The 15,361-nt window shown below is 63.1% G+C and carries 15 protein-coding genes, 1 tRNA gene and 1 pseudogene; 11 read left to right on the top strand and 6 right to left on the bottom strand.

Translation table 11 applies throughout. The features are described from left to right. Positions 1–36: 36 nt before the first annotated feature. The 6 genes from LB577_RS00395 (at position 37) to LB577_RS00420 (ending at position 5,091) form a co-directional block, all read left to right on the top strand. Positions 37–113: transfer RNA gene (locus tag LB577_RS00395), tRNA-Arg, on the top strand. A 167-nt stretch (positions 114–280) separates the two neighbouring features. After that, entirely contained in the window at positions 281–691 is a 411-nt protein-coding gene (locus tag LB577_RS00400) for a hypothetical protein (RefSeq protein WP_023766408.1), read from the top strand. 854 nt (positions 692–1,545) lie between these two features. Next, positions 1,546–1,767 carry a hypothetical protein gene (locus tag LB577_RS00405; RefSeq protein WP_023766409.1) on the top strand — a complete coding sequence of 74 codons (222 nt, stop codon included), beginning with the start codon at positions 1,546–1,548 and terminating at the stop codon, positions 1,765–1,767. A gap of 182 nt (positions 1,768–1,949) precedes the next feature. Continuing rightward, on the top strand, positions 1,950–2,732 hold the full coding sequence (locus LB577_RS00410; protein WP_224685097.1) for a GGDEF domain-containing protein: 783 nt from the start codon (positions 1,950–1,952) through the stop codon (positions 2,730–2,732). Between the two features lie 100 nt (positions 2,733–2,832). Further along, positions 2,833–3,795, top strand: a complete 963-nt coding sequence (locus LB577_RS00415) for a glycosyltransferase family 4 protein (protein ID WP_224685098.1) — start codon at positions 2,833–2,835, stop codon at positions 3,793–3,795. 69 nt (positions 3,796–3,864) lie between these two features. Beyond that, positions 3,865–5,091: an anion transporter gene (locus LB577_RS00420; protein ID WP_224685099.1), complete on the top strand. Its 1,227-nt coding sequence runs from the start codon at positions 3,865–3,867 to the stop codon at positions 5,089–5,091. Between the two features lie 21 nt (positions 5,092–5,112). On the opposite strand, the pseudogene LB577_RS00425 reads toward LB577_RS00420, so the two are convergent. Then, positions 5,113–5,673: pseudogene (locus tag LB577_RS00425) on the bottom strand (TetR/AcrR family transcriptional regulator); the annotation flags it as partial. Positions 5,674–5,754: 81 nt separating this feature from the next. On the opposite strand from LB577_RS00425, the gene LB577_RS00430 reads away from it, so the two are divergent. Next, on the top strand, positions 5,755–6,651 hold the full coding sequence (locus LB577_RS00430; protein ID WP_224685100.1) for a crotonase/enoyl-CoA hydratase family protein: 897 nt from the start codon (positions 5,755–5,757) through the stop codon (positions 6,649–6,651). On the opposite strand, the gene LB577_RS00435 is transcribed toward LB577_RS00430, so the two are convergent. The 5 genes from LB577_RS00435 to LB577_RS00455 form a co-directional block, all read right to left on the bottom strand. After that, positions 6,597–6,920: a cupredoxin family copper-binding protein gene (locus LB577_RS00435; protein ID WP_224685101.1), complete on the bottom strand. Its 324-nt coding sequence runs from the start codon at positions 6,918–6,920 to the stop codon at positions 6,597–6,599. The two genes, LB577_RS00430 and LB577_RS00435, sit on opposite strands and share 55 nt — an antisense overlap. After that, complete coding sequence (locus LB577_RS00440; protein WP_224685102.1) at positions 6,917–7,444, bottom strand: DUF4142 domain-containing protein; 528 nt, start codon at positions 7,442–7,444, stop codon at positions 6,917–6,919. Before LB577_RS00440 ends, LB577_RS00435 begins: the two co-directional genes overlap by 4 nt. 105 nt (positions 7,445–7,549) lie before the next feature. Continuing rightward, a complete protein-coding gene (locus tag LB577_RS00445; RefSeq protein WP_224685103.1) occupies positions 7,550–8,233 on the bottom strand; it encodes an RNA polymerase sigma factor in 684 nt (227 codons plus the stop codon). Between the two features lie 105 nt (positions 8,234–8,338). Next, positions 8,339–9,418, bottom strand: a complete 1,080-nt coding sequence (locus LB577_RS00450) for an HPP family protein (RefSeq protein ID WP_224685104.1) — start codon at positions 9,416–9,418, stop codon at positions 8,339–8,341. A gap of 243 nt (positions 9,419–9,661) precedes the next feature. Beyond that, positions 9,662–10,840: a cystathionine beta-lyase gene (locus LB577_RS00455; RefSeq protein WP_224685105.1), complete on the bottom strand. Its 1,179-nt coding sequence runs from the start codon at positions 10,838–10,840 to the stop codon at positions 9,662–9,664. 299 nt (positions 10,841–11,139) lie between these two features. On the opposite strand from LB577_RS00455, the gene LB577_RS00460 reads away from it, so the two are divergent. The 4 genes from LB577_RS00460 (at position 11,140) to LB577_RS00475 (ending at position 15,359) form a co-directional block, all read left to right on the top strand. Further along, positions 11,140–11,775 (top strand): DUF1326 domain-containing protein, encoded by a 636-nt coding sequence (locus LB577_RS00460; RefSeq protein WP_224685106.1) that lies wholly within the window; start codon positions 11,140–11,142, stop codon positions 11,773–11,775. Positions 11,776–11,782: 7 nt separating this feature from the next. Beyond that, a complete protein-coding gene (locus LB577_RS00465; protein WP_224685107.1) occupies positions 11,783–12,667 on the top strand; it encodes a DUF2182 domain-containing protein in 885 nt (294 codons plus the stop codon). A gap of 412 nt (positions 12,668–13,079) precedes the next feature. Beyond that, entirely contained in the window at positions 13,080–14,108 is a 1,029-nt protein-coding gene (locus LB577_RS00470; RefSeq protein WP_023766421.1) for an amino acid ABC transporter substrate-binding protein, read from the top strand. A gap of 63 nt (positions 14,109–14,171) precedes the next feature. After that, positions 14,172–15,359: an amino acid ABC transporter permease gene (locus LB577_RS00475; RefSeq protein ID WP_224685108.1), complete on the top strand. Its 1,188-nt coding sequence runs from the start codon at positions 14,172–14,174 to the stop codon at positions 15,357–15,359. Positions 15,360–15,361 lie beyond the last annotated feature (2 nt).

Here is a 15,361-nt window from a genome sequence, read left to right on the forward strand (position 1 = left end):
CAGAGGCAATATCTACCGGCCCCCGGGTCGGCCAGCGGTCCCGTAGCTCAGCTGGATAGAGCACCGGCCTTCTAAGCCGATGGTCACAGGTTCGAATCCTGTCGGGATCGCCAATCTTTTCAGGGTCCGTTCCGGACACATGGGTTACGGTTTATACCGAAGACATGGGTAACACTTGGCCCGAGAGGGTTCTGTGGACGTTTTTGATTTTGATTGCGTTTTCATTTTAGGAAGACCTAATATCGACGTGCTTTGAAATTGGCATTTTGGGAGGAGTGTCATGCCTAGAGTTTCAGATCTTTTCTTCAAGACCGCCGTCGTGTGGCTCATTTTGGGAATAGGCGCCGGTTTGCAGATGGCGATCTCGGGCGACCACGGTGCTTTTCCGGCCCATGCACATATCAATCTGCTCGGATGGGTCACAAGCGCGATATTCGGCGGCTACTACGCCCTCAATCCCGCAAAGGCAGCTCGTAAGATCGCAATGATCCACTACGGCCTCTATACGATCGGCTTGGTAATCATGCTGCCAGCCCTGTATCTGATGCTACACGGCGGCTATACGGCGATCGAGCCGGTCGTCGCCGCCGGCTCGCTGATCGTGGCCGCTGCCGTGCTGGTTTTTGCCTTCGTGGTCTTCTCAGGCGCGAGCGTGCGTTTGGCATCTGAGCTGTCGCCAGCCACACGCTGAATTGGCGGAATTGATATCAGCGAGATAAGCCCGCCAGCAAGCTGCGGGCTGCCGGAGCTTTGGGACAGGCGATCGGCCCGCGCAAGCAGCGCCAGAACCCTATTGGCAATTCCGCGTGCCAAAGGTTCGAGGAGGAGCATCCCCGGCGGCACAATATTTTAGCGGCTGCGAAACAAAGATTTCCGACCCGCGTTTAGGCTCGTCCGACATGGGAGCCTCGGGAATGGATCCAGCAACCGCAGCGGTGATGGTTTTGCTTTCGTGCAGCCCGAGCCAAGCGTCCGTCTGCAAACCTGTCAATTGGGCACCTGAGACTCGCTATGCCTCGCTTGAGGAATGCCGTGCCTCATTGGCCGACAGGCTCGCGGCAGCGCCTAGCGGAGAAATAGTCGGCCGATGCCGTCCTGTCGACCAGACCGTCACCGGCTCGCTGCCTACCGGATATACGACGGTTGTGGTGACCCGAGGCATTGGGAGCAGCGCCGTCAGCACGAGCTATATCGTGCAGCATCACGAGTAAGGTTTCCTGTGAGGAAGCGAGCTATGCGGCGGACTTGATTGTCCGCTGGGCGGACCCCGTGCTGTGCGCCCGCCCTTTTTGGGTGCGGGACCGCGGTCCGGCGAGTTCGCAATCCGAGCAAACAAAAGCGCGACAAGATCAGCACGCGTGCCGTCGGCTCCGGCCGCTCAGCATCATCGTCCCGGAATTATTTCGTGATCTTCCTGGCCTGGAACCTTAGCACACACCGCGCGTTCGGGGCCTTGTATTCGCGGTGCCTGATAAACAGGCAGTGTGAGGACCAGCGAAACGGGCGGGGCAAAATAGGTGCGGGTTGGGGGAGGAGAAGCAGGCCATGTCGAAACGTGAAATTGGAACGTCCCCTGCTTTGGTGCGGCGTATCGCCGAACTCAAGGCCAGAATGCATGATGCCGAAATTTCCGACCATGAGATGAGGACCTTTCACAAGGTCGCCGCCATCATGGGGGCGGGCGACGGTTCGCTGCGACTGGATGCCGACGACCTGATCGCGGCATCCTTCGTTGTCGAGGCGGGTGGGCCGTCACCCAACCGCTGAATTCAGGATCTCCCCTCATCCAGGCGAAATTCGGTGAATTCGCTTCTGCCGCCGGAGCACTGCCGCCCATTGAGGCAAGCGTGCCCCGGCTCCCGCCAACCGATCTCGAATTGAAACGAACATCTTATCATTTTGTTTGCGTTGGCACGTCATAGTAGAGACGGCTAACGGAGTGAAACGGGATGAAGCTCGACCTGTCGCCGACCAGCTGGGGCAGGGTGGTCGCTGTCACAGCCGCCGGAACGGCGTTCTTTATCGCTGTGGCGTTTTTCGTCGATTCGTTCAATTTCCCCTATCTTTCGACCGAGGCCGTCTGGCGCGCGCAGCTCACCGACCTGATGCTTCCCCTGGTGCTGGGCGGCTCGTTCCTGTTTTTTCTCATGTGGAAGATCCGGCAGCTGGCCATAGCCCAGCGCGATCTCAGCGTCATCGCGGCGACGGACAGCCTGACGGCGGTGTTGAACCGAGGTGCCTTCTCGATGCTGGTCGAAGCCTATCTCGAGCAGACCCGCAAACAGGAGCCGACCCGTTCCGGCGCGCTGCTGATCATCGACGCCGACCACTTCAAGTCGATCAACGACCGCCTCGGCCATGACTGCGGCGACCAGGCGCTCAAGCTGATAGCGCAGACGATCAAGGCACAATTGCGCGGCAGCGATATCGTCGGCCGCATTGGCGGCGAGGAGTTCGGCGTGTTTCTGCCTGGTGTCGATCCCTCGCAATCCTGGCTGGTTGCCGAAAGCATCCGCCGGCGCATCAGCGAGATGGACTTTTCGCCCGGTGGCCGCTCCTGTCCGCTTTCCGTCAGTATCGGCGGCACGAGCTTCAACGGGCCGACCACCTATGAGGCGATATTCTCCGCCGCCGACAGACGGCTCTATGCCGCCAAATCGAATGGCCGCGATCAGGTCAGCTTCGATCCGGCACAGGCCGCCCCGGAACCCAGCGCCACCACCATGCATTGACCACCGCCTTGCAAGTGGCTGGGGGCTGACGCGGGCGGCTTCCTTGACGCTCTCTCACCGCTGTGCTTCCTCCGGGCAAGGCCAGGTAAGCGCAGCGATCATGATCCATTTGTTCAACGGTTTTCAGAACCCGTTTGGCGGCAGTGAACGCGAAACCCTGGACCTGTACCGACTGTTGAGCGCCGATGGGCCGGTGCGGCTGTGGGCAACCTCGTCGCGCGTATCGGACGAGCTGATGCGCCAATTCCCGATTCGCCCCGTCTCGCCGGCAACGCGCAACGCGCCGGACGGTAGCACCTATGTCTTCCTCGGCGCGCATTGGCGCAACAAGCTATGGCCTTACTTGATCCCAAGGCCGCGCCGGCTGATCTATGTCTTCAACACCTTCCACCCGAAAATCATCGCGCTGACGACGCGCATGCCGCGCCTGCTTGGCTGGCCAGACGCCGAACTGGTGTTGATATCCGACTTTCAAAAGCGCCTGTTGCGGGTCGAGGGCGTCGTTCATCCGTCGCCGATCGATATCGACCGTTTCGCGCCACGGCAGGCAAGGCCGGACGGCCCGTTGACGGTCGGCCGGCTGAGCCGCGACACGGCGGACAAGCATCATGCCGACGATGCGGCGCTTTACGAGGCATTGCTGGTCGATGGCGTCGCGGTGCGGATTCAAGGCGGCATGCCGCTCCGGGACAGGCTCGCGCCGCATCCGCTGCTCGAACTCCTGCCGCAGGGCCAATTTGCCGCCGAACAGTTCCTGCCGACGCTCGACGTGTTCTACTACCGCACCGGTTCGCATGTGGAGACGTTCGGCCGCGTCGTGTTCGAGGCGATGGCTTGCGGTTTGCCCGTGGTCTGTCATGTGCATGGCGGCTATGCCGACCACATCAGGCATGGCGAAAACGGCTTTCTGTTCGAAACCACGCAGCAGGCGGCCGGCATCCTGGCCGAGCTCAAGGCCGATCCGGCGCGGCGAGTAACCGTGGGCAAGAAGGCGAGGCAGACCGTCGAACAGCTGTTTTCGCCGCAGGCATTGCGGCAACAGCTTGATTTCTACCGGCGTTAGCGGCACCACGCCGTCTGGCCTTTCCAGACACCCTTCGGCGCGCCATCAGATCGAGCAGGACTTCCACCGATGACATTGATGGGCGCCGCGGCACTGCTGATCCTGGTCCTCACCTATGCCGGCGTCGCTATCGGCCGCATCCCTGGCCTGCGTCTCGACCGCGCGGGGATCGCACTGCTTGGCGGCGCCGCGATGATCGCCATTGGAGCGCTCAGCATGGAGGATGCCTACCGGGCCATCAATTTCGACACCATCACGCTTCTGCTCGGCATGATGATCGTGGTGGCGCATCTGAAGGTATCGGGCGCCTTTCGCGGCCTTGGCGCGATCGCCATCGAGCACGCGCACGCACCGTTCATGCTCCTGGTGATGGTGACGCTTCTAACCGGCGTGCTGTCGGCCTTCCTGGTCAACGACGCCATCTGCCTGGTCATGGCGCCGATCGTCGTCCACGTCACCCGCGTCATCAACCGCAACCCGGTCCCCTATCTGATCGCCACCGCCACGGCATCGAACTGCGGCAGCGTCGCCACCATCACCGGCAATCCGCAAAACATGGTCATCGGCGCGCTGTCAGGCATTTCCTATCCGACCTTTTCGGCGGCGCTGGCGCCGGTCGCTCTGTTCGGCCTCGTCGCGGTCATCGTCATCGTGCGCATCGTCTACCGGACCGAATTCACCCGTACCGCTCAATTGACGCCGCATGTCTCGCGCGGCCGCATGCATCGCGGGCAAGTGCTGAAGGCGGTGATCGTCTGCATCGGGCTGGCGATCGCCTTCTTCGCCGGCGTTCCCGTGGCCAAGGCGGCGCTGGTCGGCGGCGCCATTCTCCTGCTCACCCGCGCCATCAAGCCTGAACGCATCTACCGCGAAATCGACGGGCCGCTGCTGTTCATGTTCGCCGGGCTGTTCGTCGTGGTTGCCGGCGCCGAAAAGACACTGCTGACCCCCGACATCATCGCCTCGGCCAAGGATCTCGGCCTGGACGACGTCTGGCGGCTGTCCGGCTTCACCGCAGTGCTCTCCAACATCATGAGCAATGTTCCGGCCGTGCTGGCGCTGAGGCCGTTCATACCGGGCCTGGAGAATCCGCAGCGTGCCTGGCTGGTCGTCGCCATGAGTTCGACGCTCGCCGGCAATTTCACTTTGCTCGGCTCGGTCGCCAACCTGATCGTTGCCGAGCACGCGCGGGTCACCGGCAACCCGTTGTCCTTCGGTGCCTTCTTCAAGGTCGGCTTGCCGCTGACAATGATCACGCTCGTCGCCGGCACCGCTTGGCTGGCGTTCGGTTTCTAGGCGTGGCCCTGAGATTCGCGCCCTGACCAGCGTGGCCGCGGCTCGTCCGGCGGCTTCGATGTAGTCGGCATTGCGGTGGATCAGCATGATCGAAAAGCAGCCGTCTATCAGCAGCACGATTTCACGGGCCAGGACTTGCGGCTCTTCGATGTCGTACCCGGACAACGCGCCAGCCAGCCATGCCTCGAAGTTGGACTTGTGCCGCGACCCGACCTTGATCGCCGGATGGCCAGGCATCGAGGCGAGTTCCGCGGCGGTGCGCAGGAAGCCGCAACCCTTCCACTTCGGATGGCGCGCGACCCGCGCCAGATTGCTGAAGATCGCCTCGACCTTGCGGTCCGCGCCACCCTCCTGGGCTTCGAACGACGCGGCCATCTGCTTCAGATTGGGCTGGTCGCGCCCGTCGAGATAGGCGGCGATCAGGTCGTCCTTGCTCTTGAAATGGTAGTAGAGCGTCCGCTTGGTGAGCCCGGCCTTTTCGGCGACGGCATCGACGCTGACACGGCCGATTCCCTCGGCGTAGAAAAGCTTCGTCGCGGCTTCGACGATGCGTTTGCGGGTCGGGCTTTGAGCTTCAGGCATGGACTATGTATACCGACTAGTGAATATACAGGCAACAGAAAGCATGTTCCTTTTCTCGCCGCAGCTGAAGAGGAAAGGCAAATGACCGATCTTGTCCTGAACGAAACCCGCGACGAGGTTGCCGTCCTCACCCTCAATCGTCCGGAAAAGCTCAACGCGTTGAACTATGCCCTGATCGATCGCCTGCTCGCGATCCTCGACGAGATTGAAGTCGATGGCAGCGTCCGGGCTGTCATCCTCACCGGAGCAGGGGAGCGGGCTTTCTCGGCGGGTGGCGACATCCATGAATTTTCGGCCAGCGTGGCACTTGGCGCCGATGTCGCCATGCGCGACTTCGTCATGCGCGGGCAGCGGCTGACGGCGAGGCTGGAAGCGTTCCGCAAACCGATCATCGCGGCCGTCAACGGCATTGCTTTTGGCGGTGGCTGCGAGATCACCGAGGCCGTGCCGCTCGCCATCGCCAGCGACCGAGCTCTGTTCGCCAAGCCGGAGATCAACCTTGCAATGCCGCCGACCTTTGGCGGAACGCAGCGCCTGCCGAGGCTGGTGGGGCGCAAGCGGGCACTTGAACTGCTGTTGACGGGCGACTGGTTTCCGCCGGCGCGGGCGCTTGAGTTCGGTCTCGTCAACGAGGTTGTGCCCCATGCCGAGCTGATGCCGGCGGCTTTTGATCTGGCCAGGCGCATCCTGCGGCACTCGCAACCGGCCATCGCCAGCATTCTGACGGCAGTGGCGCGAGGCCTCAACCAGAGCATTGCCGAAGGGCTGCTGGTCGAGGCCGAGCAGTTCGCCCGCATGGCCCCCACCACCGACCTGCGCGAAGGGCTCGATGCCTGGATCGAGCGCCGCAAGCCGGGCTTTGACGGCTCATGGACCCATATCGCACGGCCCGAGGAGGCCCGGCGGGCCTCCTCCGCGTTGGATCACGGCGACACCAGCAATCGGCCCTTCATGTTGGGATGGAAGCGGCAGAAATAGTCGAGCGTTCCCGCCGCCTTCAATGTCAGGCTTGCTGATTTCCGTGGCGGGATCATCACTTCCCAGCCGCCTTTCACTGTGGCTGTGTGGGCGATCACGTCCTTGTTCACCCACTCGATCGTGTCGCCGACCTTCGCCTCGACGGCATCAGGCGAAAAGACCAGCTTGTCGATGGTGACCTGGATGGTTGCGGCCGCCGCCGGCACCGTCACGAGGACCAGCGCCAATATGGCCACAAATAGCAGGCGATTTGAAGCGCCCGCTTTCATTTCAGCATGCCGGCGACGTGTTCGGCATGCTGCTCATGGCCCTGGAAGATCTTCAGGCCGGTCTCGAGCAAGCTCTTCAACTCGGCATTGCTGGCCGAGGGAATGAGCAGGGTCTCGAGCGCGCCGTTGACCTGCTTGTGGTAGGCGACCTCGTTGTCGACATAAGCCTTGTCGAAGGCTGCGCCTTTCAGCTTGGCGAGCTTGGCGCGTTCCTCTTTTGCCGCCTTCGTCAGTGCCTGGCTGGTGGCGTTGTCCTCGGGCTTCACCTTGAGCTTCTTGACCAGGTCGAGCGCCTGCTTGTTCACCACTTCGTGGTCGCGCTCCATGTCCTTGGCGAAATCGAGAACCTCCTTGTTCTTCGATTTCTTGATCGCCTGCTTGGCGGCCTCGATGTCGAGGACGCCGGCCGTATAGGCGATATGGGCGATCTGCGGGTCGGTCGGCTTGTCGGCGGCCCGTGCCGCAAACGGGGCGGCGCCGACGAGAAGCAAGGCGGCAAGGGCGGCGGTGTATCGGGTGAACATGGCATCCTCCTTGCCCGGTCGCGAGAGGCGCCGGGCTCGCATTTTTCAGTTGACGCTGATTGGATGCGGAACCTGGAGAAACGTTCCCGGAAAATCAGGACAGGATCATTCGAAGCCCAGCCTTCCCATCACCGCCTGGGTCAGCCGCTCGCAGCGCCGGCCGGCGAAGGGGAAGGCGTCGAGCAGCACCGGGCCGATCTCGTCGTCCAGCGCCTTGCGCAATAGGGCACGCGCCCGGTGCAGCCTTGTCTTGACCGTCTCCGGCCGCAGACCGAGCAGGTCGGCGGTTTCCTCCATGCTCAGGCCCTCGATGACGCGGGCTACGAAGACCATGCGGTAGATGTCGGGCAGGCTGTCGGTAGCCCGTTCGACAAGTGCGAGAATCTGCCGCTGCGCCATCGTCCGCTCCGGATCGTCGCTGGGATTGAGGGGAAAGCGGATGATCCGCGCTTCCGGATTTTCAGGCATTGCCACAATGCGACGCCTCTTGCGCAGGCGGCCCAGCGCCTCGTTGATGACGATGCGCGACAGCCAGGTGGCGAGCGAGGACTCGCCACGGAATGCCGCCAGGCTGGCGAAAGCATGGACATAAGCCTCCTGGACGATGTCCTCGGCCTCGGCGTCGTTGCGCACCACGCCGCGCGCGATGCGGAAGAGCCGCTGGTTGTGCGTCTTGATGATGGCGCGGAAGGCGTCCGCCTCGCGCGCCAGCGCTCGCTGCACGAGCAGCATGTCGCCTGAAGGGTTTTGGGCCTCTGCGGACGTGGCGGGTATTGCGAGCTTGCTCATCGCGACCGGATCTCCCGAACAAAGGCCCGAACAGACACTTGACTGTACGTTGGATGCGCCTGCCGCAAAAAGGTTCCCGGGTTTCGGCGATCCGACGTCGCTTTTTTAGGCCGCCGCCAATCCCTGGTCTGCCGTCTGTACGCGCGCGGCCGCCGCCAGAAGATCGGTCTGCGTGATCAGGCCGAGAATGCGCCGCTCGCCGTCGACGATGACCACGGCGTGGCTGCGGCCGTCGGTCAGCACGGGAAGCAGGCTCATCGCCGGCGTATCGGGCGAGGCGGTGCCGGCCCTGGACATCACACCCTTCACCGTATCGACGGCTTTCGTCAGCTCGCGCAGGCCGACGGCGCCGACCAGCCTTGCTTCGGCGTCGACCACCGGCAAGGTGCGGATGTTGTGATCGAGCAGCTGCTGGCGCGCCTCGTCGACCGTGGCTTGCTCGGGCACTGAAACCACGTCACGCGACATGATGTCCTGGCAAAGCAGCGTCCGGTGCGACCGCACCATCGCCTGCAGTTCGACTTGTCTCAACAGCCGTTCAAGGTCGTCGCGGTCGATGTCGAAGGTTTCATCGAGTGTCGTCAGCGCCGCATCGATGTCCTCGGGCCGGAAGCCGACGCGCTGCCCCGCAGGCGGATCGGCGGTGCCGTGGCTGTTGGCGGCGGGTGCGGCGACGTGCGGATAGTTGCGCCGTGCCAGCCTGTGGAAGAGGAAGCCGAGCGTGACCAGGATGATCGAATTCAGGGCCACCGGCACGAAGGGAAACAGGAAGCCCGCGCTCACGACGGCCGGCCCGCCGAGCACCGCCGTCAACGCCGCGGCACCACCCGGCGGATGCAGGCAGCGCGTGAACGACATCGCCGCGATGGCGAGCGCCACCGCGAGGCCGGAGGCAAATATCGGATCATGGACAAAATGCATGACGGTCACGCCCACCAGCGCGGATATGGAATTGCCGCCGATGATCGACCAGGGCTGCGCCAGCGGGCTTGCGGGCACGGCGAAGAGAAGCACGGCGGAGGCGCCCATCGGCGCCACCAGCAGGGCCACATGCGGGCCGCCGCCCATCGCCAGTCCGCTGATGGCGCCGGTCAGTGCGATGCCGATCGTCGCTCCGATGCACGCCAACAGGCGTTCACGCAGCGTCGCGCCGGCAAGGATAGGGACAAAAAGACGAAAGGCCATGGCAACTTTGTGGTGAAGGAATCGGCTTGGTGACGAATGGATTGGCTAAAAAGCCGTTCAGCACGCAATGAAGCCGAACCCACGGATTTGAAAGTCAAACAAATCCGGAAAGCCGCGGCCCGGGAGAATAATATTGCGCGCCACGCCGCACTGGGATGCTGCGAGCGGCTCGCGCTTTGTCATCAGCGTCAATGCCTTGCGGCTGTTTGCTGGTTCTGTCCGGCAGCCGGCCCGTACGCGCGGTCAGGCGGTGGCCGCGGCGGCCAGACCACGCTGGATATCCGCCTTCAGATCCTCGACATCCTCGAGGCCGATCTGCAGGCGGATCAACGGGCCTTCATAGGCGGCTTTTGCAACGGCGCGATCGCCGAGCCAGACCGGCACGGCGAGGCTCTCGTAGCCGCCCCAGGAATAGCCGAGCCCGAAGATCCGCAACGCGTCGAGGAAGGCGTGCTGCTGTTTCTGGCCGCCGCCGGCAAGCACGATGGAGAAGATGCCGCTGGAACCGCAGAAGTCGCGCTTCCACAGGCCATGGTCCGGGTGGCTGGGGAGGGCAGGGTGGAGAACGCGCGCCACGCCCGGCTGGCCCTCGAGCCACGACGCGATGGCGAGCGCGCTGCGCTGATGATGCTCCAGCCGCACGCCCATGGTGCGCAGCCCGCGCAGCACCTGGTAGACGTCGTCGGGTCCAGCACAGCAGCCAAGCGTGCAAAAGCTCTCATAGAGCTGCTTCCAGCAGCGCTCATTGGCCGAAACCGTGCCAAGCAGCACGTCGGAATGGCCGGCCGGATATTTCGTCGCCGCATGGATGGAGATGTCGACGCCATGGTCGAGCGGACGGAAGTAGAGCGGCGTCGCCCAGGTATTGTCCATCATCACGATCGCGCCGGCCGCGTGCGCGGCCGTGGCGATGGCCGGAATGTCCTGCACCTCGAACGTGTTGGAGGCCGGCGATTCCGTGAACACCACCTTGGTGTTGGGCTTGATCAGTGTGGCGATGCCCGCGCCGATATGGGGGTCGTAATACTCGACCTCGACTCCCAGCCGCTTCAGCATCGTGTCGGCGAAATTGCGGGTCGGGTGATAGACGGAATCGACGATCAGCAGGTGATCGCCGGCCGATACGAAGGCGAGCAGCGGTATGGTCACCGCCGCAAGCCCTGACGGCACCACGATCGTTCCGGCCGAGCCTTCCAAGGCGTCGATGGCGTGGGCAAGGGCGTCCGTCGTCGGCGTACCGCGCGTGCCGTAAGTGTATTTCTGGTTGCGCGCCGCCATCGCGGCGGCATTGGGAAACAGCACGGTCGAGGCATGCACCACGGGCGGATTGACGAAGCCGAAATAGTCGTGCGGGTTGTTGCCCGAATGGGCAAGCCGCGTGTTGATGCCCACCTTGCCTGGCCCGCTGCCGTCATTCGCCATTCTTGATCGCCTCGTTTCACAAGACGGTAGCCATAGTGCGGTGCCATGGGCCGTGCAACAGCCCAGCCGCCGCCACCGGACGGACTTCGGATGTGCCAATTCGAAGACAGCTTTGCCGAGTTCCATCCGGCCGTCGGATATTGTAAGCCGCCGCAAAAGGTATATGATGGATATCTAATGCAAAGTAGGCGGGCCAATCTTACCGGATGTTCAATCCCGGCAGCGGCTAACGCACTGGTAAATTGGGCTTCCGCATCACCGCTTCTCGTTCCCGCCGAACAACAATGGGAGGGATCGTTATGTCCAACGTCAAGTGGATGTTAAAGGCGCGTGAATTCGTCAATTGCAACTGCGCCTATGGCTGCCCGTGCCAATTCAACGCCTTGCCGACCTACGGCTTCTGCCAGGCCGTGGTCGGCATGGAGGTCGAAAGCGGCTATCACGGCGACACCAGGCTCGATGGCCTGCGCTTTGCGGGTGTGTTTCGCTGGCCTGGCGCAATTCATGAAGGCGGCGGCGAGGCGGCGGTGGTCATCGACGATCGGGCCAACGAGGCGCAGCGCGTAGCCCTGCTTCGCATTCTCGGCGGCGAGGACACCGAGCCCGGAGCGACCATATTCCAGGTTTTCTCGACCACGCTGGATACGCTGCATGACCCGATCTTCGCCGCCATCGACTTCAAGGTCGACGTCGACGCAAGGACAGGCCATCTGCACGTGCCGGGCGTCACCGAGGGCCATGGCGAGCCGATCAAGAATCCCGTCACCGGCGCCGAGCATCGGGCGCGCATAGACCTTCCGCGCGGTTTCGAATACGCACTCGCCGAAATCGGGCGCGGCTGGACCAAGGCGACCGGTCCGATCGCGTTCGAATTGGCCGACACCCACAGCCACTTTGCCAATCTGCATCTCACGCAAAGCGGCGTCGTGCATTGAGCCGACCATGAGCGACACGACCCTCGAGGCGGTGCTGCGGCGCGACCGCGCGGTCGTGACGGCCGCGCTCGTCGTGATCGCGATGCTCGCCTGGGCCTATGTGCTGTGGCTCGCCGCCGGCATGGTCACCACCGGTTCGCCCGCTCCGGCCGGCGCGGGCGGCGGCATGGCTGAAATGGACATGTCGAACATGGCCGGCATGAACATGGCCGGCATGGACATGACCGGCATGGACATGGGCGCCACCGCGGCGCCCGTTTTCCGGGCCTGGGCAGCGGCCGATTTCGCTTTCATCTTCACGATGTGGACGGTGATGATGGTCGGCATGATGACGCCTTCGGTGGCGCCGATGCTGCTGCTCTATGCCGGTGTCGGCCGCAAGGCGCGGGCCGACGGCCGGCCCATTGCCTCGACGGGATGGTTCTTTGCCGGTTATCTCGCGGTCTGGGTCGTCTTCAGCCTGGTGGCGACCGCCGCGCAATGGCTGCTCGCCGGTCTTGCCTTGCTCAGCCCCTCGATGGCGACCGGCAGCGCGATCCTCGGCGGTCTCGTCCTGATCGCGGCCGGTCTTTATCAATGGACGCCGATGAAGGGCGTCTGCCTGCGGCAATGCCAGGCGCCGATCGCGTTCCTGGCCAGCCATGGCGGGTTCCGTTCCGCTCCGTTCGGCGCGCTTCGGCTCGGTGTCGCCCACGGTGCCTATTGCCTCGGCTGCTGCTGGGCGCTGATGGCTCTGCTGTTCGTCGGCGGCGTCATGAACGTGCTGTGGATCGCCGGCATCGCCGCACTCGTCCTGCTGGAGAAGATCATCCCCACAGGGCAATTGGTGCCGCGCATTTCGGGCGCGCTGATGGCGGCAATCGGCGTCTGGTTCATCGTCGGGCCATCCTGAACAGCGTCGTATCCTTGCTCGCGAACGCTGCGGCCGTGTTTGCCCGGAGACAGGTGATATCAGTCGATCGCGGCGAGGCGCCAGTAACGCCGAGTAACGGGCAAGGACGGATTTCGACCGGGAACCTCACTTTACGTAAAGCTGATCGTGCCGACTTTATTTGCGCTCATGACTAAATCGCGGGCGCTCTTGTCCGCAATTCAGGCATTCGGGGCAATCGATTTTCAAACACGTTGGAAATCAGTCATTTCCCTTGACCTCACGGGAATTATCGCCTTCGATGCTGTCCGTGAATGGGAGGCAGCGCGTCGGTTTACGATGCGGGGTTCCGGGAATGGGCCGGAATGGGAGCTGCGTTCACACGGGAAAAAAGATCAGGTTTTGCCTGAAAACAGAAAAGGGTCTGTGGGTCATGAAACACATTGCTATCGGCATTCTTGGCGCCGCTGCGCTTGGATTGATGGCGTCGGCCGCGTCGGCTACCACGCTCGATACGGTCAAGGCGAAAGGCTTCATCCAGTGCGGCGTCTCGACAGGTCTCGCCGGCTTCTCGGCGCCGGACGACAAGGGTGACTGGCAAGGCATCGATGCGGATTTCTGCCGTGCTGTCGCAGCCGCGGTCTTCGGTGACGGCACCAAGGTCAAGTTCACGCCGCTCAGCGCCAAGGAGCGCTTCACCGCCCTGCAGTCCGGCGAAGTCGACATCCTGTCGCGCAACACCACCTGGACCATCAACCGCGACACGGCACTTGGCCTGAACTTCATCGGCGTCACCTACTATGACGGCCAGGGCTTCATGATCAATGCCAAGAAGCTGCCGGGCGTCAACTCGGCCCTCCAGCTTTCGGGCGCCGCCGTCTGCGTGCAGAGCGGCACCACCACCGAGCTCAACCTCGCCGACTACTTCAAGGCGAACAAGATGGAGTACAACCCGGTCGTCTTCGAGAAGCTCGAAGAGGTCAATGCCGCCTATGACGCCGGGCGCTGCGACGTCTACACCACCGACCAGTCGGGTCTCTACGGCATCCGCCTGACCCTCGGCTCGCCGGCGGATCACGTCGTGCTGCCCGAGATCATCTCCAAGGAGCCGCTCGGACCGGCGGTGCGCCAGGGCGACGACCAGTGGTACCACATCGTCAAGTGGACTTATTTCGCGCTGCTCGACGCCGAGGAACTCGGCATCACCAAGGCCAATGTCGATGAGATGAAGAACTCCGCCAGCCCGGAGATCAAGCGCGTGCTCGGCCAGGAAGCCGACACCAAGATCGGCACCGATCTCGGTGTCTCCAACGACTGGGTCGTCAACATCGTCAAGGCCGTCGGCAACTACGGCGAAATGTTCGACCGCAATGTCGGCTCGGGAAGCCCGCTCAAGATCGCCCGCGGCATCAACGCGCTGTGGACCAAGGGCGGCCTGCAATACGCTCCGCCGATCCGCTGACCGAAATGTGATCCGGGAGGCAGATCGTCTGCCTCCCGGTTTCTCTTTCCAGGGGATAGTCGCATGGCATCGCAGGAAATCCTTCGCGAGGAGCCAAGCCGGGCTTCGTTCGTCAATGATCCGAAAGTCCGCAGTCTCTTCTTCCAGACGCTGGTCGTCATCGTGCTGTTCGGCTCTGTCTGGTGGATCGTGCAGAACGTCATCGACAATCTGCAGCGCCTGCACATCGCCTCCGGCTTCGGTTTCCTCAGGGGACGCGCGGGTTTCGACATCTCGGACACGCCGATCGCCTATACGTCGGACTCGACCTATGGCCGCGCCATCATCGTCGGCCTGATCAACACCATCATCGTCGCCGTCGCCGGCATCATCACCGCCACCATCATCGGCTTCGTCATCGGCATCGGCCGTTTGTCGCAGAACTGGCTGATCCAGAAGATCTGCACCGTCTATGTCGAGATCTTCCGCAACATCCCGCCGCTGCTGGTCATCTTCTTCTGGTATTCGGGCGTGCTGGCCGTGCTGCCGCCGCCGCGTGACAGCTACAACCTGCCCTTCGGCTCCTTCCTCAACCAGCGCGGCTTCTACTTTCCGCGCCCGGTCTGGGGCGACGGCTCCTGGCTGATCCTGGTCGCGCTCGTCGTCGGCATCGCCATGGCGTGGTTCGTCGCCCGCAAGGCGCGTCAGCGGCAGATGGCGACAGGCCAGCAATTTCCTGTGTTGTGGACTTCCGTGGCGCTGATCGTCGGGCTGCCGCTGCTGGCTTACGTGCTGAGCGGCTTTCCGCTGAGTTTCGATCTTCCGAAACAGTCGACCTTCAACCTGACCGGCGGCTTTCAGGTGAAGCCGGAGTTCCTGTCGCTCTACCTGGCGCTGTCCTGCTACACGGCGGCCTTCATCGCAGAGATCGTGCGGGCCGGCATCAGGGGCGTAAGCAAGGGCCAGACCGAGGCCGCCGCCGCCCTTGGCTTGCGGTCCGGATCGATCCTGCGGCTGGTCGTGGTGCCGCAAGCCATGCGCATCGTCATTCCGCCGCTGACCAGCCAGTATCTCAACCTGACCAAGAACTCCTCGCTGGCCATCGCCATTGGCTACCCTGACCTGACGGCGACCGCCGGCACGGTGCTCAACCAGACCGGACAGGCGGTCGAAGGCGTGCTGATCATGATGATCGCCTATCTCATCCTCAGCCTGGTGACATCGGCCGTCATGAACGTGGTCAACGCCAGAATGGCGCTGGTGGAGAGGTAGGA

The sequence above is a fragment of the Mesorhizobium sp. B283B1A genome, assembly GCF_020165735.1.
Classification (GTDB): domain Bacteria; phylum Pseudomonadota; class Alphaproteobacteria; order Rhizobiales; family Rhizobiaceae; genus Mesorhizobium; species Mesorhizobium opportunistum.

What these genes read in the sequence shown, in the direction of transcription:
- LB577_RS00475 (WP_224685108.1), top strand. Translation starts at nt 14,172, where the DNA reads ATGGCATCGCAGGAAATCCTTCGCGAGGAGCCAAGCCGGGCTTCGTTC.
- LB577_RS00465 (WP_224685107.1), top strand. Translation starts at nt 11,783, where the DNA reads ATGAGCGACACGACCCTCGAGGCGGTGCTGCGGCGCGACCGCGCGGTC.
- LB577_RS00410 (WP_224685097.1), top strand. Translation starts at nt 1,950, where the DNA reads ATGAAGCTCGACCTGTCGCCGACCAGCTGGGGCAGGGTGGTCGCTGTC.
- LB577_RS00450 (WP_224685104.1), bottom strand. Translation starts at nt 9,418, where the DNA reads ATGGCCTTTCGTCTTTTTGTCCCTATCCTTGCCGGCGCGACGCTGCGT.
- LB577_RS00435 (WP_224685101.1), bottom strand. Translation starts at nt 6,920, where the DNA reads ATGAAAGCGGGCGCTTCAAATCGCCTGCTATTTGTGGCCATATTGGCG.
- LB577_RS00460 (WP_224685106.1), top strand. Translation starts at nt 11,140, where the DNA reads ATGTCCAACGTCAAGTGGATGTTAAAGGCGCGTGAATTCGTCAATTGC.
- LB577_RS00415 (WP_224685098.1), top strand. Translation starts at nt 2,833, where the DNA reads ATGATCCATTTGTTCAACGGTTTTCAGAACCCGTTTGGCGGCAGTGAA.
- LB577_RS00455 (WP_224685105.1), bottom strand. Translation starts at nt 10,840, where the DNA reads ATGGCGAATGACGGCAGCGGGCCAGGCAAGGTGGGCATCAACACGCGG.
- LB577_RS00430 (WP_224685100.1), top strand. Translation starts at nt 5,755, where the DNA reads ATGACCGATCTTGTCCTGAACGAAACCCGCGACGAGGTTGCCGTCCTC.
- LB577_RS00420 (WP_224685099.1), top strand. Translation starts at nt 3,865, where the DNA reads ATGACATTGATGGGCGCCGCGGCACTGCTGATCCTGGTCCTCACCTAT.
- LB577_RS00405 (WP_023766409.1), top strand. Translation starts at nt 1,546, where the DNA reads ATGTCGAAACGTGAAATTGGAACGTCCCCTGCTTTGGTGCGGCGTATC.
- LB577_RS00445 (WP_224685103.1), bottom strand. Translation starts at nt 8,233, where the DNA reads ATGAGCAAGCTCGCAATACCCGCCACGTCCGCAGAGGCCCAAAACCCT.
- LB577_RS00470 (WP_023766421.1), top strand. Translation starts at nt 13,080, where the DNA reads ATGAAACACATTGCTATCGGCATTCTTGGCGCCGCTGCGCTTGGATTG.
- LB577_RS00440 (WP_224685102.1), bottom strand. Translation starts at nt 7,444, where the DNA reads ATGTTCACCCGATACACCGCCGCCCTTGCCGCCTTGCTTCTCGTCGGC.
- LB577_RS00400 (WP_023766408.1), top strand. Translation starts at nt 281, where the DNA reads ATGCCTAGAGTTTCAGATCTTTTCTTCAAGACCGCCGTCGTGTGGCTC.